General features: G+C 42.7%; 21 protein-coding genes. 10 read left to right on the top strand and 11 right to left on the bottom strand.

Going from position 1 to position 19345, the window contains the following annotated elements:
- Nucleotides 1-155: 155 nt before the first annotated feature.
- Entirely contained in the window at nucleotides 156-461 is a 306-nt protein-coding gene (locus NST24_RS02365; RefSeq protein ID WP_056408083.1) for a hypothetical protein, read from the bottom strand.
- Between the two features lie 69 nt (nucleotides 462-530).
- On the opposite strand from NST24_RS02365, the gene NST24_RS02360 reads away from it, so the two are divergent.
- Entirely contained in the window at nucleotides 531-1025 is a 495-nt protein-coding gene (locus NST24_RS02360) for a hypothetical protein (protein ID WP_041091136.1), read from the top strand.
- Between the two features lie 86 nt (nucleotides 1026-1111).
- Here NST24_RS02360 and NST24_RS02355 read toward each other — a convergent pair whose 3' ends face one another.
- Together NST24_RS02355 and NST24_RS02350 are read right to left on the bottom strand one after the other, a co-directional pair.
- Nucleotides 1112-1867, bottom strand: coding sequence for a Cof-type HAD-IIB family hydrolase (locus NST24_RS02355; protein ID WP_342462265.1), 756 nt, complete (start codon nucleotides 1865-1867; stop codon nucleotides 1112-1114).
- A gap of 127 nt (nucleotides 1868-1994) precedes the next feature.
- Nucleotides 1995-2261 carry an excalibur calcium-binding domain-containing protein gene (locus NST24_RS02350; RefSeq protein WP_080964896.1) on the bottom strand — a complete coding sequence of 89 codons (267 nt, stop codon included), beginning with the start codon at nucleotides 2259-2261 and terminating at the stop codon, nucleotides 1995-1997.
- 185 nt (nucleotides 2262-2446) lie between these two features.
- On the opposite strand from NST24_RS02350, the gene NST24_RS02345 reads away from it, so the two are divergent.
- Genes NST24_RS02345 through NST24_RS02335 form a run of 3 tightly spaced genes read left to right on the top strand, consistent with a single transcriptional unit; the run spans nucleotide 2447 to nucleotide 3417 of the window.
- Entirely contained in the window at nucleotides 2447-2824 is a 378-nt protein-coding gene (locus NST24_RS02345; protein ID WP_008347199.1) for a VOC family protein, read from the top strand.
- A 25-nt stretch (nucleotides 2825-2849) separates the two neighbouring features.
- Nucleotides 2850-3143, top strand: a complete 294-nt coding sequence (locus tag NST24_RS02340; protein ID WP_326111137.1) for a DUF5316 family protein — start codon at nucleotides 2850-2852, stop codon at nucleotides 3141-3143.
- Nucleotides 3144-3174: 31 nt separating this feature from the next.
- A complete protein-coding gene (locus tag NST24_RS02335) occupies nucleotides 3175-3417 on the top strand; it encodes a DUF2651 family protein (RefSeq protein ID WP_056408094.1) in 243 nt (80 codons plus the stop codon).
- Between the two features lie 44 nt (nucleotides 3418-3461).
- On the opposite strand, the gene NST24_RS02330 is transcribed toward NST24_RS02335, so the two are convergent.
- Entirely contained in the window at nucleotides 3462-3854 is a 393-nt protein-coding gene (locus NST24_RS02330) for a RidA family protein (protein ID WP_007498112.1), read from the bottom strand.
- Nucleotides 3855-4197: 343 nt separating this feature from the next.
- Between NST24_RS02330 and NST24_RS02325 the strand changes: the two genes are divergently transcribed.
- The 3 genes from NST24_RS02325 to NST24_RS02315 are packed head-to-tail and all read left to right on the top strand — an operon-like array spanning nucleotide 4198 to nucleotide 6476.
- Entirely contained in the window at nucleotides 4198-4659 is a 462-nt protein-coding gene (locus NST24_RS02325) for an FMN-binding protein (RefSeq protein WP_113747479.1), read from the top strand.
- 15 nt (nucleotides 4660-4674) lie between these two features.
- Nucleotides 4675-5652 carry an FAD:protein FMN transferase gene (locus tag NST24_RS02320; RefSeq protein ID WP_342462264.1) on the top strand — a complete coding sequence of 326 codons (978 nt, stop codon included), beginning with the start codon at nucleotides 4675-4677 and terminating at the stop codon, nucleotides 5650-5652.
- On the top strand, nucleotides 5610-6476 hold the full coding sequence (locus tag NST24_RS02315) for an RnfABCDGE type electron transport complex subunit D (RefSeq protein WP_342462263.1): 867 nt from the start codon (nucleotides 5610-5612) through the stop codon (nucleotides 6474-6476). The genes NST24_RS02320 and NST24_RS02315 overlap by 43 nt, the downstream gene beginning before the upstream one ends.
- 45 nt (nucleotides 6477-6521) lie before the next feature.
- Here NST24_RS02315 and NST24_RS02310 read toward each other — a convergent pair whose 3' ends face one another.
- From NST24_RS02310 to NST24_RS02295, 4 genes are all read right to left on the bottom strand, one after another.
- Nucleotides 6522-8270, bottom strand: coding sequence for a methyl-accepting chemotaxis protein (locus NST24_RS02310; RefSeq protein ID WP_061417937.1), 1749 nt, complete (start codon nucleotides 8268-8270; stop codon nucleotides 6522-6524).
- A 96-nt stretch (nucleotides 8271-8366) separates the two neighbouring features.
- Complete coding sequence (locus NST24_RS02305) at nucleotides 8367-9488, bottom strand: mannitol-1-phosphate 5-dehydrogenase (protein ID WP_342462262.1); 1122 nt, start codon at nucleotides 9486-9488, stop codon at nucleotides 8367-8369.
- 1 nt (nucleotide 9489) lies between these two features.
- Nucleotides 9490-9924, bottom strand: coding sequence for a PTS sugar transporter subunit IIA (locus NST24_RS02300; protein ID WP_019743148.1), 435 nt, complete (start codon nucleotides 9922-9924; stop codon nucleotides 9490-9492).
- 95 nt (nucleotides 9925-10019) lie between these two features.
- Entirely contained in the window at nucleotides 10020-11462 is a 1443-nt protein-coding gene (locus NST24_RS02295) for a PTS mannitol transporter subunit IICB (protein ID WP_326242450.1), read from the bottom strand.
- Nucleotides 11463-11967: 505 nt separating this feature from the next.
- Between NST24_RS02295 and NST24_RS02290 the strand changes: the two genes are divergently transcribed.
- The 3 genes from NST24_RS02290 to NST24_RS02280 all read left to right on the top strand — a co-directional run bounded on the left by NST24_RS02290 (nucleotide 11968) and on the right by NST24_RS02280 (nucleotide 14960).
- Nucleotides 11968-13602 carry a copper resistance protein CopC gene (locus tag NST24_RS02290; RefSeq protein ID WP_342462261.1) on the top strand — a complete coding sequence of 545 codons (1635 nt, stop codon included), beginning with the start codon at nucleotides 11968-11970 and terminating at the stop codon, nucleotides 13600-13602.
- Nucleotides 13603-13618: 16 nt separating this feature from the next.
- Nucleotides 13619-14233: a DUF1775 domain-containing protein gene (locus NST24_RS02285; protein WP_342462260.1), complete on the top strand. Its 615-nt coding sequence runs from the start codon at nucleotides 13619-13621 to the stop codon at nucleotides 14231-14233.
- A gap of 130 nt (nucleotides 14234-14363) precedes the next feature.
- Entirely contained in the window at nucleotides 14364-14960 is a 597-nt protein-coding gene (locus NST24_RS02280; protein WP_039166209.1) for an NAD(P)H-dependent oxidoreductase, read from the top strand.
- Nucleotides 14961-15207: 247 nt separating this feature from the next.
- Here the strand turns inward: NST24_RS02280 and NST24_RS02275 are convergent, their stop codons facing one another.
- From NST24_RS02275 to gabT, 3 genes are read right to left on the bottom strand one after another with little or no spacing between them, the layout of a single operon-like run.
- Entirely contained in the window at nucleotides 15208-16602 is a 1395-nt protein-coding gene (locus NST24_RS02275; RefSeq protein WP_045035017.1) for an NAD-dependent succinate-semialdehyde dehydrogenase, read from the bottom strand.
- Nucleotides 16577-17965, bottom strand: coding sequence for an APC family permease (locus NST24_RS02270; RefSeq protein ID WP_039166214.1), 1389 nt, complete (start codon nucleotides 17963-17965; stop codon nucleotides 16577-16579). The genes NST24_RS02275 and NST24_RS02270 overlap by 26 nt, the downstream gene beginning before the upstream one ends.
- Before the next feature lie 21 nt (nucleotides 17966-17986).
- Nucleotides 17987-19303 carry a 4-aminobutyrate--2-oxoglutarate transaminase gene (gene gabT / locus NST24_RS02265; RefSeq protein ID WP_024720201.1) on the bottom strand — a complete coding sequence of 439 codons (1317 nt, stop codon included), beginning with the start codon at nucleotides 19301-19303 and terminating at the stop codon, nucleotides 17987-17989.
- Nucleotides 19304-19345 lie beyond the last annotated feature (42 nt).

Here is a 19345-nt window from a genome sequence, read left to right as displayed (position 1 = left end):
CTACATATGAAAATGAAAAAAAGTGGAATCATGGTTAACTTGAAGGGGAATTGTCTAAATTAAGGGAATTTTAAGGTAACTCACCTTGTTTTGAATTCCTTTTATATGTACATTTGTAATTAAATATAATGGAATTAGATGGTAAACGAGCAGCTCTATGACCACTTTTCGGGCATTTCCTCTAAAAAATTTAGCAGCTTGGGCTCATGAATTTCTGATATTGCAAATTGAATAAAATCTATATCATCAGTGTCGGGGAAATTAAATAACTGGATACTATAATTTGATGTGTTTTCACCAAGTAAACTGGCTATTTTTAAAGCAATATCGACATTTTTATAATCAACTCGGAAAATAATTTTCCCCCCGGAAGTGTGGAAGTCTTGAATTGCATTTTCAGTTTTTTCAGGGTTTACCATTAAGTCTAGAAAAGTCTTCAATTTATTCGCATGTTTAATCATCTTTGTTTATTACCTCCTAGATTTTCTATGAATTATAACTCAAAAATAATTTGTAAGGAAGTGTAAATAGTGGTTAAAAAAATGATTAGCCTTGCTTTAGTTTCTGTTCTAGCTTTAACTGTTTTTTCGAGTTCCGTTTCAGCAAGTGAGTCAGAAGTCGTTTTTGGTGGGAAATATGATTCTGTTATAAAAACATTGCCTAACACCTCAATAAGCGAACTTGCTTTACAAAAGAAAGCCGGGGAAGTTTCCACTAACACAACACAATGGGGACCGGGTGGAACGGCTTCATTAAGTGTAACTGGCGATCGTAGGCATATTTATTGGAGTGTTAAGCCAGCCGCAAAAGGTCCGTGGGTTTTTCATGGAAAATTAAAGTTAAGATATAAAAGTGGTTTTAAAAGAGATGTTCCTATTAGAGGCTTTGGCGTTTCCGGGGTTGGTTTTTCAAGTGTTGTAGATATTAATAAAAACAAAGGCGGAAAGGTTTTTCTAACAGGAAGTGCAGAAGATTCCTTTGGGGATAGATTCCCTGTATTACCTGGTTTCTTTGTAAGTTTTTAATAAGGTTTTCTATCACGTAAAAGAAGACAAAGGGCTAAAATCAAGTTCATTTTAGCCCTTTGTCAACAATCTGTTTTTCTACTCGTTTATTTAGACAGCACCCAATGTTGGATGGCTTTTGCTACCCCGTGCTCTGTATTAGGAGCCGTAATCCAATCAGCCGCTTCTTTCACAACTTCTTGTGCATTGCCCATTGCAATGCCTAATCCGGCTTCTTGAATCATCGCCATATCATTCAGACTGTCGCCAAGTGACATGACGTTGTCCATTGTGCAGCCAATGCGTTCTGCTACTTTTGCAAGAGCTGCCGCTTTGTTAATGCCTGCTGCATTGACTTCGATATTGGTTGGACTGGAATTCGTGATTTCTAGCTGTCCATTTGTTTTTAATGTATGGAGGACTTCCTCACGAACGGCATCGTCATGAATATCAAAACCAAATTTCAACCATTCGTGGTCATGAATGCGTTCTGGGAATTCTCCTCTCCACACTTTATCCACAGTAGATGCCCAGTAATCGGTTTCGTATCTGTTTTTTAGATCCCACATCATCTGAACGTGATCGGGATGCAGCAGTTCCCGTTCAATCAACTGGAAGTTTGAATCCCAAATTTCACTTCCGTTCGCTGTGACAAGATAAGAAGAGAGTTTCAGCGGCTCGACCAGCTCTTGGCATGTCATCAGCGTACGTCCTGTGCTAATCACCACATGGACCCCTTTGGCTTCTGCTTCTTTAATGGCTTGTTTATTTTCCTCAGGAATGACGTGCTCACTGTTTAACAGCGTGCCATCCATATCAATGGCAATCAATCGGATGTCTTTCTTATCAGCTTGTGTTGACAAATTGAGTACCCCACTTTGTATCATTTTTTGAATCTATCTTTATTTTAATATAAAGATGAAGATGGCACAAAGGGACGAGTTTGATCCCAAAGAAAAAAGACCTTGTGACAGGTCTTTTTTCTTCTTCTTAACGTTCACATGCGATGCCGTCTTTATCACGGTCAAGGTGTTTATTTTTTAAGTAGAGTGCTTTTGATACATAAGGCTTGTACTTCGTTTTTCCACCTTTGTTTTTCGTATTTTTGCTTTTTGCCACGCCGCCTTTATACACTTTGTTGAGCGCTTTGCAGTTTTTGTACTTGACTGTCTTTGCATCCGCTGTGTGAGTGTCAACTTGTGTAAAGCTAAGTAAAAGACCGAAAGATATGACAGCCACCATGATTTTTTTCAACATGTAAGTTCCCCCCTATTTTTTCTCATTTTACATTTTTATCATATGTCACCACATTTTGTTTTTCAAGATGAATGAGGTAGGAATATTGGTTTTTTTGGAATTAAATGAATCTTATTGCCTATGTGGTAAAATGAGTGGGAAACCTTTCCGGTTTTGACACGTATATGAAGAGAGGAGCTTTCCATATGAAAATGAAATATACCATTCTATATGTAAACGATGTTGAAGCAAGTATTCAGTTCTACCATCATATCCTCGGTTTCCCGATTAAATTAAGAGTTGAATCCTATGTTGAGTTTGATACAGGAGAAGTGACCTTATCGATTAATTCACGCCAAGATGTGAAAGAGGCACTTGGTCTGCCTGTTCCAGAGGCAGTTAGCTCGTCACAAACGTTTGAGATTGGCTTTGTTGTGGATGATGTGAATGAAACAATTGCGTCCTTGAAGGAAAAAGGAGTACCTGTCATCAAGGAACCTGCCAAGAAGCCGTGGGGACAAACGGTCAGTTATGTGTCTGATCCTGATGGACATTTCATTGAAATATGTGATGCGGTCTCCTAATAGCTGTCTGAAGGAGTGAAGCATAATGAGAAAGAAACATGCTTTTTTTGCTGGTGTTTGCTCAATGCTGGTGATTTGCAGTGCGGCGCTCATATTACAGCACCATGAATGGATTGGATTCGTCAGTGGTGGAATCTCTATTATTGCGTTCGTTGCATCTGGATTTCTTATGGGTGCATGGACCAACGGGGAAGATGCACGAGCGGCCTATCACTCTGAAACAAAAGAACACCGGATGTTTCGTCTTGATACGGCTTTTCTTTTCATCATCTTTGCTCTTCCGCATATGGGTGTAGCACTGTTATATGTTTTTATGTAAATAGTTAATTTGGTTCAAAGGAGTAATTAACATGGCTGTTTTTGTCTTATTCGTTGTATTTGGTTTCCCTATGATCTCTGTGCTGATTGGTATTTTCGGCACATTGTTTTTAAAGAACATTTGGTTTCCTACCTTGATTGTGCTGGTTGCGAGTGTGATTCTGATGTTCACCTCTATTGGTGGAAATGAATCTTTTCTCATTTGGGTCATCGTCTACACAGTCTGTGCATTTCTCGGTGCATTCATTACAAAGCGATTCCAAGCTGTTTCATAAATACTCATCAAAAAAAAGAACAGTTTGCACTGTTCTTTTTTTGATTAAATATCGGCACACCATAGCTCTATTTCGATTTTCAGCTCTGGCCACCCTAATGCAGTCACATAGGCAACGGTCATTGATGGATATGCCGTTTTGAAGATTGCATCCCACTGTGGGTATAGATGATCCCAATCAATTTCTTCTGTTGCCCAAATATTGACTTTGATGACGTGTTCTTCATTCAACCCTTCTGATGCAAGGATTCTCTTTATATTTTCAAACGTATTGGTGACTTGGTCGTTTAAGCTTGATGGGATCTGTCCATCCGCTCCTGTCCCTACTTGACCTGATGTCACAAATAACCCCGCACCCTTTGGCACCCTTGTGATATGACTGTAGTTGCCAACGGGTTTCGGCATACTTTCTGGATTTTTTCTCGTGATTTTCTCCATGTAAATCCCTCACTCACTATGATTTTTCTGCGTGTTTTTCTTCCTGTAGACAGACTTCACCAATTTTTGTCTATCCTAAAAGAAAACAGCAGCGGAGTATCCGTAGCCACAAGGTAAGAACATCAATATTTTCTTTTTCATGGACGAAACACTCCTTTTTGATTGCGTGAGCAAGGTTTAGATTCATTTCATCCTACCTGATAAATGAACCACAGTCAAAAATAAACGATAACGTGTAATATCTTGATTCTTATTGCCTATTATCTAAAATCGTTCTTTTCTTGTTCATGGTTTGTTCAAATTTCTTCTATATAGTAGATCGTAATAGGAGGTAGGATACATCATGGCAAAAATAAATAAGAAAATGATTAGTCTTTGCACCGCAGCTATCAGCAGCTTATACATCACTGGTTATGCAACTACCCATCATGCGCAAGCCGTTCAGACAGCACAATCAAATACACAAACAGACGCTTCTAATAATACATCTCTCACATCAGATACTACCGCCACTCAAACAGAAGATACCACTTCAGAAACTGAACTCAAGGATGGTACTTTCTCTGGTACTGGATCAAATGAGATTGGCTCTATTAGTGTATCTGTTACCATCAAACAAGGAAATATCACTTCTGTCGAGATTACGAGTGATAACACTAGATACGGACAAAGCTCCATTTCCTCATTACCCAATGAAGTGGTCATCAGACAAAGTGCTGATGTAGATACGGTGAGCGGCGCAACATTAAGTACTCAGGATTTTGAAACAGCTGTTGCTCAGGCTTTAGAGCAGGCAAAGGCATAGAGAGGAGACACCAAGATGAAATGGTTAGGACAACAAAAACTCATTACTTTTCAAAAATCCATGCTGGCTATGGGAACTGTTATCAATATTCAAGTGGTTGCCTATGAAGAAGATCGACGGGCTGTTTTAGAAGACATCAACCGTGCCTTTTCCATTTTTTACGATATCGAGCATCGTTTTAGCCGTTTCCGCTCTGATTCTGAAGTCATGAAGTTAGCCAATCGTTCAAAGCAAGAGGTATTAGTCAGTGAAATGCTTTTCGATTTAACAGCCTATGCGCTAGAGTTAGCTGAATTAACAAATGGCAAGTATGATCCAACCATCGGGAAAGTCATGGAACAAAAAGGATTCGATCGTTTATATACGACAGGACAAACTTTTTCATCAGATGACGTTCCACATGCAGCCGTTCATTATCGTGACGTCCAGTTAAACGAGACGAATCGGACGATTTATTTGAATAAACCGCTGATTTTGGATTTTGGTTCTATTGCAAAGGGATTTGCGTGCGATCTTGCCGCAAAAGAGCTTGAAGCATGGGAAGGCTTTATGATGAATGCTGGTGGGGATGTGTTGGTATCTGGATTTAACGAACAACAAGAAGAGTGGACAATCGGGATTCGGCATCCCATTCACAAACAGACCAACATCTCGGTCATTCAAACCACCAATTGTGCGATTTGTACATCTGGAAGCTATGAACGGATCAGTCGTTATGATCCTCATACGCACCATTTGATACACCCTCAAACGAAACAGTCTGAACAAAGCTTGTTAAGCTGTACCGTCATTGCACCACTCGGTATGCTCGCCGATAGTCTATCCACAGCTGCTTTTTTATTAGGTCGAGAAGAGGGTTATTCATTTTTAGCCGAACATGAAATACCTGCCGTGATGGTAGATCAAACCGCTGATATGATCGTAACACCGGAGATGAAGGAGGTTCACTCATGGAATCACAACCAGCACCTATCACAAACCAAACATCTTTGAAACCATCACCCTCACTAAAAGCCTACATTCGGACACCAAAACGGTATGTCATCGCCATTCTTTTGGTCCTTTTAGCCGCCGGGAGTCTGCACGCTGGTTTTCTTAGTGGTCTCGCTACAGTTGCTACCAGCATCGGGACAGCACTAATTCTTGACTCTTTCATCTCAAGAGTGATTTGGAAAAACAATAAACACACATTCCCTGATGGAGCTCTGCTCACAGGGCTGATTATTGGCATTGTTCTAAGTCCAGCTACTTCTTTTGCTGTTTCTGTTTTCACAGCCGCAGCAGCCATTTTATCTAAGCATGTCATCACTTATCAAAAGAAACCAATTTTGAATCCAGCCGCATTTGGTTTATGGCTCTCAGTCATTTTATTTTCTTCCAATCAAAGCTGGTGGGGCGGTATGTCTCTTCTACCTTGGTGGACCCTATTCCTTGTGCTGGTCGGCGGTTATTTGGTGACCAGCCGCGTACAAAAATTCCCGCAAGTTTTCGCCTTTCTAGCAGCATACGGCCTGATCCACCTCATATTGGGATTCATTGGCTTAACGGATGCTTCATCTGCTTTTATTACACCCTACTTGAATGCTGTCTTGTTTCTTGCGTTCTTTATGTTGACTGATCCACCTACTTCACCAGCAAAGAATCGTGATCAAATCATCTTTGGTATCCTGTGTGCTGTCGTTTCGTGTGTGGACTTCTATTTATTTAACAGCTTATCTTACTTACTCACAGGGCTTTTATGTGCCAATGCTTGGAAAGCCTATCGAACGTACCAAACAAATCAAAAGCGACGGGTAATAAGCACGAAAGTCGTCTAAATAAAAAAACGGACATCGACTTCTCGACGTCCGTTTGACCATACATTATAAACGATAACGTGCAATATCTTGATTCAATCGCATGCTTAGCTCATTGAGCCTTTCTGCTGCCTTCGCCACATTGGAGATGGCGGTGACTTGTTCGTCTGTAGATGCAGTGATTTCTTCAATCGCTGCGGCATTTTCTTGAGAAATATGGGCTGCACCATGCATCGCTTTTGTGATGAGGTCGTTTTGTTCCAGTAATGTGTTCAGCTCTTTTGCCATCGCATTTGTTTCAACGATGGTTTGTGAAATCGATGTAGAGATGGAATTGAATTCTTGTTCTGTTGCGTGAACCGCTTCATCAAGCTCGGCAAAACGATCCATTGTTTTGGACATCATGCCAGCTGTAGCCGTCGTTTCTTCTTTAATGCCTTGAATCATCTGCTGGATTTGAACGGCTGATTGCTTTGTCTGTTCAGCTAAATTCCGCACTTCACTCGCCACAACCGAGAATCCTTTGCCATGCTCTCCTGCTCGAGCTGCTTCAATGCTCGCATTCAGGGCCAGTAAGTTCGTTTCATTTGAAATGCTTTCAATGGTATCTGTGATTTGAGAAATATCTTGTACTTTTGTACTTAACTGCTCAATCCCTGATCGAATGCCTTGAGATGCCTGAATGGATTGCTCATTTGATTGTTTTAATTGCTGGACAATTTGCTGACCCTGCTGGGAAGATTGGTTCGACTGGTCTGAAATTCGTTTGATCTGGTCGCTTTGTTCTTTGACGTTTTCAATGGATTGATTGAACTGAGTCATTTGTTGATTGGCTACCTCAAGGTCTGATGCTTGATGAAGGGTCCCAGTTGAGATATCTCCAATCGCTCGGCCAATTTCTTCACTGCTAGCGGATGTTTCTTCAGAGATGGCGGATAGATCTGTCGCAGATTCGACGAGCTGGCTGCTCGTTTCCTGCAAACCGCTCACAAGTGCTCTAAGCTCTCCTGACATATGATTAAAGCCTTTTGCCAGCTGTCCAATTTCATCCGAGGTTTCTTTTAAGCTGGTGCGTTCAATATTGCCCGCCGCAATTTCTTTTGAAGCAGCCGTAACTTGCTTGAGCAGTCTCACTTTTCCTCGGGCTGCCAAATAAAAGACACCCATACTTAAAAGAGCGACACCTGCTGTAATGAGAATAATATAGAGCTTCATCTGCTCTAGTTCTTTATAAAATTCATCCTGAAATACGGCGATTCCTATACTCCAATTCCACGGTGTAAACTGGTTCATATAAGCGAGTTTTTGCTTTTCTTCCCCCGTGGCATCGTCTTTATCCATATAGGTGATATAGTGTGCATCCTCGCCTTTTGCTGTAGCGCCAGCGACCATTTTTTGACGATTTGTCGTGTTATCTGGGATGACGCCGATGTCGTTAACCGGATGAACCTGTGATGAATAATCGGCTCCATATGCGACAAGGTAGCCTTTATTTTTATAGATGAAATCTGATTTTTGAAATTGGTACCCTTTGCCGTCGTCATTTTTAGGCCCGTTCAAATAAATACGGGCTTGTTCCTGCGCCTGTTCAAGCGTCAGTTCTTTGTTCTCCACACGGTCGTTCAATTGTTCAAGAGTGGCCATCGCTCCATTTACGATGTGTTTTAAATCTGCTTTCCCTGCATCAATTAAGACATTTTTCGCTAAAAAATACCCCGTTGTTCCTACAAGTCCGCCTGTTAAAATTGTAATAACGATAATAGCTGACATCAATTGAAAAAAGACACTTCTTGAAGCAAACGCTTTCTTTTTCATGTTCTAATTCCCCCTTACTACATATATCGTCATGCAGGGGAAAGTATTAAAAAAGTCATAGAAAAATCCCTTTCACGTTAGAAAGGGATTTTTTGATTATCGCTCGGTTTCTTTGAGGATGGCTTGATAGAGATCGTCTTCAGGTTTGAGTCCACATACCTCTTGAAGCACACCTTCAATTGCTTTTTCTTTCCTTAATGCCTGCAAGCGAACCGCTTCTTCGTCTTCTGCAAAGTCGTAAGCCAAAGCAGCAGCGATCCCTTTGATTAAGTACACTGGCTGCTTGATCTTTTTCGCTGGACCGATTAAACGGTCATCTGCTCCCAGCTTTCTAAGAGGAGAGCGTGCGACACGAGTCACTTCATCGGAAATAAACGCATTCTCAAATCGCTTGATGATTTTTTGAATATACGCATCATGTTCTTCTTTTCGGAAGCCATACGCGTCAATTAAATAACTGCCCGTTTCATGAAGGGCACCTTCGACAACTTGACGAATGTCTGGTGTATCAACAGCTTCTTTAATGGTTTTTACGCCTTGCTGATACCCGACATAAGCCGCTAGTGCATGTCCTGTATTAACGGTGAAAAGCTTCCGTTCAATATACGGCGTCAAATCTTGGACAAAGGTCGCTCCGTCAATTTGAGGAACATCTCCAATAAAGCCCGTCTCATCAATGACCCACTCGAAAAATGGTTCAACTGACACTTTGAGAATGTCCTCATGGTGCTGAATCGGAACAATGCGGTCAACCGCAGCGTTTGGAAAGCCAACGGTTTGTGATATCGCTGCTTGCTCATCTGCTGTTAAATGAGAGAACACCGCTTCTTTTAAATGAGCACTTCCCCCAATCATATTTTCACATGCCACGATGTTGATGATATGGTCAGGCTTTTTTTGTTTTAATCCTTCAGCAATCGATGAGGCAATGATCTTCAATACGGCTGGTCCAACAGCTGTTGTAATCAAATTGGCTGTGGCAACGGCCTCTGTTAATGCTGCTGGATTTTGCGAAGAATTGATCGCTGATACGGGCCCGACTACTTCTTGCTTCTGCCCTGGTGCTGCCAGTTCAACCGTGTATTCTCCTCTTTCATTCAGCTCATTGATGACCGCTTCATTCACATCGGTAAAGACAAGTTCAAAGCCTGATGCCTTTAACAAAGAACCGATAAACCCTCTGCCAATATTCCCTGCTCCAAAATGAAGTGCCTTCATGTTAGTTCACCTCATTAAAGATGGCGATCAGTTCATCCTGATCCTTTGCATGAATGATCCGTTCTACATTTTCTTCTTCTGAACAGACAATCGCAATTTGAGACAGAATATCAAGATGCTCGTTGTTTTTCCCAGCGATCCCAAAGACGACTTTCGCCACATTTCCTTCACCATATTCAACACCATCTGGAATTTGGATAATCGAAATCCCTGAATGAAGGACTGCCGCTTTCGCATCCTCTGTTCCATGAGGGATTGCAATGCCGTTCCCCATAAATGTAGAAGAGATCTCTTCTCTTTCAAACATTTTGTCGACATAATCACTTGTGACATAGCCGTTTGCTACGAGGACTTCGCCTGCTTTTTTGATGGCTTCTTCTTTAGAACCTGCTTGTTCGTTTAGAAAAATATTGTCTTTAGAAAGTACTTGTTTCATACATGATCACACACCTTTTTTAGAATAAAAATCAGGAAAACAACCAAAACGGGGAGTTCAATTAGGAAAAATTGGACTCAACCCGTTTCGTCATGTTATTTTTTCAATTTCTCAATCAGCTCATCATATTTCGGGCTGTTTAAGAAATTATCCACTGAGATATGCACAGCGCCTGGCAGCTTTGCCTTTGCTCTGTCTGTTAAATCTTTATGAGTAAAGACCACATCCGCATCGTCTGGGATGTTGCTGATAGATGTGTTTGTCACATCGATATCAAGCTCTGCCTTTTTCACTTTGTTTTTCAGAATGGACGCACCCATTGCACTTGAACCCATCCCTGCATCGCAGGCAAAGATGATTTTGTTCACGTCATCTGGATTGACGTCACTTGGAGATGCTGCTTGCTCGTTTGCTTGAGCGTCTTCTTTTTGTGCCGTAAGAGCAGCGGCTGCTGCACTTTTCTTGCCTTTCATGTCCTGCATCTTTTCTGTTGCTGCTGTTAAATCTTCGTCAACTTCTTTAGATGCTTTCAAAATGACCGATGCGACAAGGAACGATACGATAGCTGCTACCACAACCCCTGCTAAAACGGCAAGGTGACCGCCTTTTGGAGACATCAGCATAAGCGCAATAATACTTCCTGGTGACGGCACAGCTTTTAATCCTGCATTTAATAATGTGAACGTCAGGACACCACTTGCTCCCCCTGCAATGACAGCCAAAATGAGTTTTGGTTTCATTAAGATGTACGGGAAGTAAATTTCATGGATTCCTCCTAAGAACTGAATGACAATGGCACCTGGTGCAGACTGTTTCGCATTTCCTTTTCCAAAGAACATATACGCAAGAAGAACCCCTAAGCCTGGCCCTGGGTTTGTTTCAAGCAAGAACAAAACAGATTGCCCTGTCTTCGCTGCTTGCTCGACCCCTAACGGACCTAAAATACCTTGGTTAATCGCGTTGTTTAAGAATAATACTTTTGCAGGTTCAATGAAGATACTTGCTAGTGGCAGTAAATGAGCATTGACAATGATATCTACACCTGCCGCAAGGGCTTTATTCAGACCTAGTACCACTGGGCCGATGGCATAGAATGCAATGACAACAAGAATGGCACCGAGGATACCTGCCGTAAAGTTATTCACAAGCATTTCAAAACCTGATCTGATTCGATCTTTAAACAGCTGGTCGATTTTCTTAATAAGATAACCGCCCAGCGGCCCCATGATCATGGCACCTAAAAACATTGGAATGTCTGAGCCAACAATGACCCCAATCGTAGCCGTAGCACCGAGCACTCCGCCTCGATGGTCATAGACGAGTTTACCGCCTGTGTAACCAATTAAGAGCGGCAGTAAGTAGTTAATCATCGGTCCAACGAGTGTAGCTAATTGCTCATTCGGAAGATAACCACTTGGAATGAACAAAGCTGTAATCAGTCCCCATGCAATAAATGCACCAATATTCGGCATAATCATGCCGCTTAAATAGCTTCCAAAGCGCTGTACTTTCACGCGGAATCCGCTTTTTTCCTGCATCTGTGAAAACCCCTTTCTTCTCTCCCTTTATTTCGGGCTTTATAGGTCAAAAGATATAAGAACAAGAGTCAGTGAAGCCCTTATACCTATCGTAAAACGCTTTCACTTTCCCTTCAATTGAAACTAAATGTCACTTTGTCACTTAGTGTGTGACAAAATTGAAAAATAATGTGACACCTCTCGGCATACCATAGATGATAGCGGGGTAAAAGTTGAATCTACTGTTGTTTTGGCGCAAAATTCATTGGAATTTCACAACTTTCAAATGGTCACTTCTTGTTTCCTCTACTTAAATCGAATAGGCTTATATTGATCAAACATTCAAGAAACGTCTGCGCAGACAAGACATGACACAGAAAAAGTGAACCATCTTGCTATTTGTTTCGTTTACCTTTTAGAGTGGGCGGTACAATAGAAAGAGCGGTTTTTCTGTGACTCACAGTTTACTGCCGCTTTCTTTCTGATACATGAGACATTTTCATAGGTAGAAAGGCGGTTATTCACATTGTTGAAATATAGTAAGTGGCTTTTGCTGCTCATCTTCATGTTCTCCTTCTTCATGCCAAAAGAGGCATTTGCTCATGCATATGTAGTGAGCTCAAATCCAGTGGCAAATGAAGAGCTGGATCAGCAGCCTCCTGCAGTCTCGATCACCTTTAGTGAAGGAATCGAAAGTGGATTTCATGCCATTAAGGTGTTCAATGCAAAAGGGGATCGTGTCGATCAAGGAGATACGGTCATCAAAGAGCAAAAGATCATGGAAGCAGCTTTAAAAAAGAATTTACCTAGAGGAATTTACACCATTCAATGGAATGCGGTATCAGCCGATGGACACTCTGTGTCTGGCATGATTCCTTTTAGTATCGGAAAAGCGGATGGAGGATTTGATCAATTAGATCAAGGACAGTCGAGTGAATCCATCGATATGGCTTCAACCATTGACAAAGCCTTTCTGTATACGTCATTTAGCTTATTTCTTGGAACCATTTTATTTGGGCTTCTATGGTTTAAAGCGGCCATAACAGATGTTTTAGCCCGGCGAATGAAGCGACTCTTAACTGTTTCACTGATCATGATGGGCGGAGCACTCTTGTTCCAGCTGCCGATTCAAACTAAATCAGCGGCAGACGTGTCCTTTTTAGGGGCATTTCAACCATCGCTTTTACAAGAAACCATTGCGTCGACTTCGGGCGGGAGTCTGTGGATGATGCTAATGGCGTCATTTATTCTACTGACGATCTGGACGATTGTGGCGATGAAAAAAGGAAACTTCACTTCCTTCCGGGTATGGCTGTTTCCACTGCTCATTTTCATCGTACTCCTTTGGCTGAAAGCACAAATCGGTCATCCAGCCGCAACAGATAATAAAATACTGACAACGTCACTTGACTTCATTCATCTCGTTTCTGCATCCATTTGGGTCGGCGGCTTAACAGCCATTGTCCTTCTTTTGATGAAGAAACTGCCAAATGAAGATCAGCCGCTCATTCGCAGCACCCTGACAGCCTTTCATCCGTGGGCACTGCTCTCAGTTGGGCTCATTGTGTTTTCAGGATTTGTGAATGCGATCTTTATTTTGCAATCATTTGATGCCCTTTTCCAATCAGCTTATGGACGCACCTTCTTAATCAAACTTGGTTTATTTATCATCATGGGTCTTCTTGGGCTCGTCCATTATTTGATGCTGAGATGGGAAAAGAAGCAGAAACGAAACGTATCTTTACGAGCAGAGTGGATCATTGGGATCGCTATTTTACTATTAACAGCCGTATTCACCAATATCCCAAGTCCTCCGCCGCCTGCACCAGAGCCATTCTTTGCAGCCAATCAGGTGGAGCATCGTGACCTTGTGTCTTTGAGCATTACCCCGAATGCTCCTGGTAAAAACACGTTCGAGGTGGCATTTACGAAGAAGGATGGACAAACGATCACAGACATTCAATCTGTGACAGCTAAGATCCACAAAGTCTCCTTGTTCGGTGATGAAACGCCTAACGAGTTTCAGCTGAAACGATTAAAGAATGGACACTTCTCGGCTGAAAACCTCTTACTAAATGAAAAAGGCACTTGGAAAATTAACATTCATGCGTTAACTGGTTCTTTTGACAACATCGATACGACATTCATTAGAAGAAACTAAAAGGAGTTTATATGATATGAAAAAATACGTTAAAGCTTTATTACCAATGCTTCTCGCTTCATTTTTACTGGCGATTCCTGTAAGTGCACACGTGACAGTCAAACCTGATACATCTGCAACTAATGCTTGGGAAACCTATACGTTAAAAGTACCTTCTGAAAGCGACAGTCCGACAACAAAGGTTGTCATCACGATGCCTAAAGGCGTAGAATTCCAGCAATACGAGCCAGTGCCTGGCTGGAAAACAACAACTGAAGAGAAAAACGGAAAAGTCACAAGAGTCACTTGGGAAGCAACTGGCGATGGTGTCCTTGCTGGGCAGTTCCAGCAATTCGTGTTTGTCGCAAAAAACCCTGAAAAAGCCGGCGAAGCGGCATGGGATGCGTATCAATATTATAAGGATGGAACAGTAGTTGAATGGACTGGCGACAAGGACGCTGATAAGCCTCATTCGATCACAAACATTGTTGCGTCTAATACCGTAACGGATTCACATGGGCAAGAAAAACCAAAAGAAGAAAAGGCATCTGAAACAGCCTCTGCTTCTTCTTCACCAGTTGTTCTTGGTCTGTCCATTGCAGCCTTAGTTGTGGCATTGATTGCACTTGGGCTTGCTTTCAGAAAGAAATAAACCTTACATGAGCGATCGTTTTTTCAAGCGGTCGCTTTTTATTTTCCCAACCTATCATTTCCAATATAGGATTGAATAGGATACTCGTGCATGCCATAATGAGACACATGACCACCTAGGAGGCTATGAGATGAACCATCTAATCATATTTGCTCATCCCCAGCAAAGCTTAAATCAAACCCTATTAGATCTTGTTGTAAGCACTCTTTTGAACAATGGTCATGATGTGACAGTTCGTGATGTGTATGCCATTGGCTTTCCGCCAGAGCTGACAACAGCAGAAAAGGCTGCCATGAAAAATGGGCATGTGCCGATACCGGTTCAAAGAGAGCAGAAGCTGATTCAGCAAGCCGATGTCCTCACATTTATCTTTCCAATATGGTGGACAGGCTTGCCGGCGATGCTAAAGGGTTATGTGGAGCGCGTTTTTTCAGAGGGGTTTGCGTATGAGATCAATGAAAACGGAGTGGTGAAAAATCTGCTTCGAGACAAAAAAGGGGTCATTATTAATACGCATGATGCACCGAGGACCTTTCTTGATTCAAATATGATCATCACCCCCAGCCATCACATGACGACAGATACAGCCGCCTTCGATCTGATCGGCGTTGAGCCAGTCGAACGGCTCTTGTTCAGCAGCATGGAACAAGCATCTGCAGACGACATCCACGAGATTCTCAAAGAAACAAAAGAAACGGTGGATCAACTTTTCCCACCGGCTGTTTAACATAAAAAAGACTGCCGAGGCTTCTCGGACAGTCACAGATTGTTGACAAAGGGCTAAAATGAACTTGATTTTAGCCCTTTGTCTTCTTTTCAGCGTGATAGAAAACCTTTGAAGTCTAGGAAGGACGAGTACTGGCGCGGAGCGAATTTGACATTCGTGAGCACCAGCACGCAGGACTGACAAAGAATGCGAGGGTTTGTCTACACGCTGAGACTGCCGAGACTTCTCGGACAGTCTTTTTCACATGTTATTCGTCTAAACCAATTGACACATACTTCGTTTCTAAATAAGGTTCGATGCCTTCGATGCCGCCTTCACGGCCAATACCGCTCTCTTTCATACCGCCGAAAGGTGCCTGCACAGCGGATGGTCCCCCGTCATTCCAGCCAATAATCCCGTAATCTAGATTCTCAGATATATAGAGACCATTGCGGTAATTCTCTGTAAAGAAATAAGCCGCAAGTCCAAAAGGTGTATCATTTGCTAATTCAATGGCTTCATCTAAAGTGCTAAATGTCGTAATTGGTGCAACTGGACCAAACGTCTCTTCATGCATAATGTTCATTGAAGGGTCGACATGAGTTAGCACCGTCGGCTGAACAAAATAATACGACTTCTCCTCGTCAAAATGTGTATCGCCGCCGACAAGAACTTTCGCCCCTTTATCCACGGCATCTTGAATTTGGTCGACAATTTTATCGAAGCCTCGCTTATTGATAATCGGTCCGATGGACGTGCCTTCTTCAAACCCATTTCCTACTTTCAGCTTTTCTACTTCTTTGCTGAAGCTTTGCGCAAATGCTTCATGAATTTCTTCATGGACGATTAAGCGATTGGCACAAACACACGTCTGGCCTGCATTACGGAATTTAGATGCCACTGCTTGTTTCACAGCCAATTCAAGGTTGGCGTCCTTATCTACGATCAGCGGGGCATGACCGCCAAGTTCCATAGAAACGTGTTTCACCGTGCTCGCACTGTTTTTGATGAGATGTTTTCCAACTGGTGTTGAGCCAGTAAACGTGATCTTGCGGATCAATGGACTATCTGTGAAGATTTCCCCCACTTCTTTTCCATCTCCAATCACCCATTGCAAGGCATCCTCTGGAATTCCGGCTTCATGGCCTAATTTCACAAGCTCAATGGCCGTAAGCGGCGTGTCTTCAGCAGGTTTCACGATAAACGTACAGCCCGCCGCAAGCGCTGGTGCCGCCTTCCTTGTAATCATCGCCGCAGGGAAATTCCATGGTGTAATGGCGGCAACAGGACCGACTGGCTGTTTTGTGACAAATAGGCGTTTGTTTGTCGTATGAGACGGGATCGTTCTGCCGTAAATCCGCTTTGCTTCCTCTGCGTACCATTCGATATATCCAGCGGCATAGACAATTTCTCCTAATGCTTCTTGATACGGCTTCCCGTTTTCTTCTGTGATGATTTTTGCAAGTCTTTCTTTATGCTCGATCATGAGATCAAACCATTTGCGAATGATATTTGCACGTTCATGGGCTGACGTTTTTGCCCATGTTTTGAATGCTTTGTGTGAGCGAGTGATCGCATCTTCAATCTGTTCTTTTGTATGCTGAGCAACTGAGGCAATTTCTTCTCCGGTTGCAGGATTATACACTTTGAGTTCGTTTGTCATGCTCTATCTTCTCCTTCGTTCTTGGATTCATTACATATAGTATATACCCAATGAGTGCCCAACCTAAAAGCAAAATCCATTCAGCTGGCCATGACAAGGAAGCCGGCATGCCTGGAAAATAAAATGAAAGAAAAAGGAGACTGAGTCCAATGGCAAAAACGCCGGTCGTCCGCCAATATTTAATGCGGTATGGACGCTCAAGCTCAGGTTCTGTCTTGCGAAGTCTCATAAAGGCAATGGACACAATCAAATACCCAACGATGATGCCCACACCCCCTGCATTGACAATCCACACGAGGGCAGGTCGGCCTAGTAATGGTGCAAAAAAGGCCAATGCACCTAAGAACAAAATGGCATTTGTCGGAGTTTTATACTTCGGATGAATATACGCAAACCATTTGGAAATCATGCCTCTTTCCGCCATTGCGTAGAGGATACGGCTTGCACCAATAATAAATGCATTCCAGCTCGTCACAATACCTGCTACACCGCCAATGACAAGCACAGTCCCAAACGCCTGATGACCAAGAAGCTGTACCATGGCATCTGCTGTTGCTAGTGATGAAGCCTCAAGCTGACCTTTTGATAATCCTGCCGCTACTCCAAAGACAATGAGTAGATAAAATACAACCGCACTCACAATAGAGATAATCAAAATTCTCCCGATGATTTTCTTCGGTGCGTTAATCTCCGCCGCTACCTGTGGGATGACATCAAACCCAACGAATAAAAAGGGAATCATCACTAACACAGCCATCAGACCGCCAACCCCGCCTTGAAACATCGGCTCAAGGTTTGCAAAATCTCCATTAAATGTAGCTCCGCCTAATAGAAGAAAACCTGTCAGAATAATGGCCACTGTGAACACCGATTGAAAAATGGCAGCAGGCTTTGCGCCAATGTAGTTCAGAGCTGTTAAAAACAGCGCACCGCCAGATCCAATCAATACCCATGTAAAGTAAACATCCCATCCTCCTATATTCCATAGGAAACCAACATGCTGTGTTGGAATGACATAGTCAATGACTGTCGGAAGTGCGACCGCTTCAAACGTAATCACGGACACATAACCGAACAATACGCCCCATGCGGAGACAAACGCTGATTTGATCCCAAATGCCCGCTGGACAAAGACGAGTCCTCCGCCTGTTTCTGGAATCGCAGAGGAAAGCTCTGCATACGTTAGTCCAATAAAGATGACGAGAATGCCCCCTATGACAAAGGCAATCACACTTCCTAAAAATCCAGCTGTTAAAATCCAATCTCCCGAAAGTACAACCCAGCCCCAGCCAAGCATTGCACCAATGGATAAAAACAGTACGTCTGACTGCGACATGGTTTTAGCCATTTGTTGTTTTTGCATACAACCATCCCCCTTTGTTGTTTAGCGTGCTGTGAAGGCGTCTTCGATAATCCCTAATCCTTCTTGCAGCAGCTCATCTGTGATGACAAGTGGTGTTAAAAAGCGAATAATATTCCCATTGATCCCTGCCGTTAATAAGAGTAGTCCGTGCTTGTTTGCATAGGCTGCAATCGCAGCGGCTGTCTTCTTATCTGGTGTACGCGTTTTTTGATCTTCCACAATTTCAATGGCCGCCATTGCCCCTAATCGCCGGACTTCCCCGATGAATGAATACTTACTTCTCCACTCATTCGCTTTGTCCTCAATGACTTGTCCAATGTGTTCAGATCGTTCATTCAGTTGTTCTGTTTCAATAATATCAAGTACAGCCAATGCCGCCACACAGCCTAATGGACTGCCAGCATACGTCCCCCCTAGCTCCCCTGGGTCCGCTGCATCAAGTAATTCTTTTCTGCCAACAACACCGCTCAGCGGCAGGCCAGCTGCAAGTGATTTTGACACAGTGATTAAGTCTGGCACCACATCGTAGTGCTCAATCGCAAAATATTTCCCTGTTCTTGCGAATCCTGTTTGGATCTCATCTGCCACGAATACGATTCCATGCTGCTGACAGAATGAAGCGACGTGCTGGACAAAACGCTTCGATGGTACAATGAATCCGCCCTCCCCTTGGACTGGCTCCATCACCACACAAGCGACTGTTTCTGGTGCAACGGTTGCGACAAAGAATTGATTGAACTGATCAATGATGTATTCGTCGTAGGCTGCATCGCTTAATCCTTCAGGTTTTTGATAGTAATAAGGATACGGCGCTTGATACACCTCTGACGCAAATGGTCCGAATCCAAATTTATAAGGCTTGACCTTGCTTGTCATGCTCATCGTCATATTCGTTCTTCCGTGGAACCCTCTTGTAAAAGAGACAACCGCTTGTCTTTTCGTATATTTACGGGCAATTTTCACTGCGTTTTCAACTGCTTCGGCACCTGAATTTAAGAAAATGGCTTTTTTGTCGTGGTCGCCTGGTGTGAGGTGGCATAGTTTTTCTGCCAATTCGATATAGGATTCGTACATCATGACATTAAATCCTGGGTGAATCAGGCTATCTGCCTGTGCTTTGACTGCTTCCACAACCTTTGGATGGGAGTGTCCTACATTTAATGTACCGATGGCGCCTGCAAAATCGATAAAACGATTGCCATCAATATCGAAAAGCTCGGCTCCCTTCCCTTTCGCTGCAAGATGACGGTTGCCATTACTTACGCCTCTTGCGACGTATTGATCTCTTTTCCCCTGCCATTCCTCTGTTGAAAAACGGTTTGTTGTCGTTTGACTCATTGTCATCCATCCCCTTTATGTCTTTTTTATTATTCTGAATAT

The organism is Bacillus sp. FSL R5-0286 (assembly GCF_038593245.1).
Classification (GTDB): Bacteria; Bacillota; Bacilli; order Bacillales; family Bacillaceae; genus Bacillus; species Bacillus altitudinis.
This window is presented reverse-complemented; position numbering and strand designations above follow the sequence as displayed.

Bases quoted from the DNA above. Each gene is read 5' to 3' on its own strand.
- NST24_RS02285 (WP_342462260.1), top strand. From the start codon at position 13,619: ATGAAAAAATACGTTAAAGCTTTATTACCAATGCTTCTCGCTTCATTT.
- NST24_RS02345 (WP_008347199.1), top strand. From the start codon at position 2,447: ATGAAAATGAAATATACCATTCTATATGTAAACGATGTTGAAGCAAGT.
- NST24_RS02275 (WP_045035017.1), bottom strand. From the start codon at position 16,602: ATGACAAACGAACTCAAAGTGTATAATCCTGCAACCGGAGAAGAAATT.
- NST24_RS02305 (WP_342462262.1), bottom strand. From the start codon at position 9,488: ATGAAGGCACTTCATTTTGGAGCAGGGAATATTGGCAGAGGGTTTATC.
- NST24_RS02365 (WP_056408083.1), bottom strand. From the start codon at position 461: ATGATTAAACATGCGAATAAATTGAAGACTTTTCTAGACTTAATGGTA.
- NST24_RS02280 (WP_039166209.1), top strand. From the start codon at position 14,364: ATGAACCATCTAATCATATTTGCTCATCCCCAGCAAAGCTTAAATCAA.
- NST24_RS02300 (WP_019743148.1), bottom strand. From the start codon at position 9,924: ATGAAACAAGTACTTTCTAAAGACAATATTTTTCTAAACGAACAAGCA.
- NST24_RS02270 (WP_039166214.1), bottom strand. From the start codon at position 17,965: ATGCAAAAACAACAAATGGCTAAAACCATGTCGCAGTCAGACGTACTG.
- NST24_RS02330 (WP_007498112.1), bottom strand. From the start codon at position 3,854: ATGGAGAAAATCACGAGAAAAAATCCAGAAAGTATGCCGAAACCCGTT.
- NST24_RS02295 (WP_326242450.1), bottom strand. From the start codon at position 11,462: ATGCAGGAAAAAAGCGGATTCCGCGTGAAAGTACAGCGCTTTGGAAGC.
- NST24_RS02340 (WP_326111137.1), top strand. From the start codon at position 2,850: ATGAGAAAGAAACATGCTTTTTTTGCTGGTGTTTGCTCAATGCTGGTG.
- NST24_RS02350 (WP_080964896.1), bottom strand. From the start codon at position 2,261: ATGTTGAAAAAAATCATGGTGGCTGTCATATCTTTCGGTCTTTTACTT.
- NST24_RS02310 (WP_061417937.1), bottom strand. From the start codon at position 8,270: ATGAAAAAGAAAGCGTTTGCTTCAAGAAGTGTCTTTTTTCAATTGATG.
- NST24_RS02335 (WP_056408094.1), top strand. From the start codon at position 3,175: ATGGCTGTTTTTGTCTTATTCGTTGTATTTGGTTTCCCTATGATCTCT.
- NST24_RS02320 (WP_342462264.1), top strand. From the start codon at position 4,675: ATGAAATGGTTAGGACAACAAAAACTCATTACTTTTCAAAAATCCATG.
- gabT (WP_024720201.1), bottom strand. From the start codon at position 19,303: ATGAGTCAAACGACAACAAACCGTTTTTCAACAGAGGAATGGCAGGGG.
- NST24_RS02315 (WP_342462263.1), top strand. From the start codon at position 5,610: ATGGAATCACAACCAGCACCTATCACAAACCAAACATCTTTGAAACCA.
- NST24_RS02325 (WP_113747479.1), top strand. From the start codon at position 4,198: ATGGCAAAAATAAATAAGAAAATGATTAGTCTTTGCACCGCAGCTATC.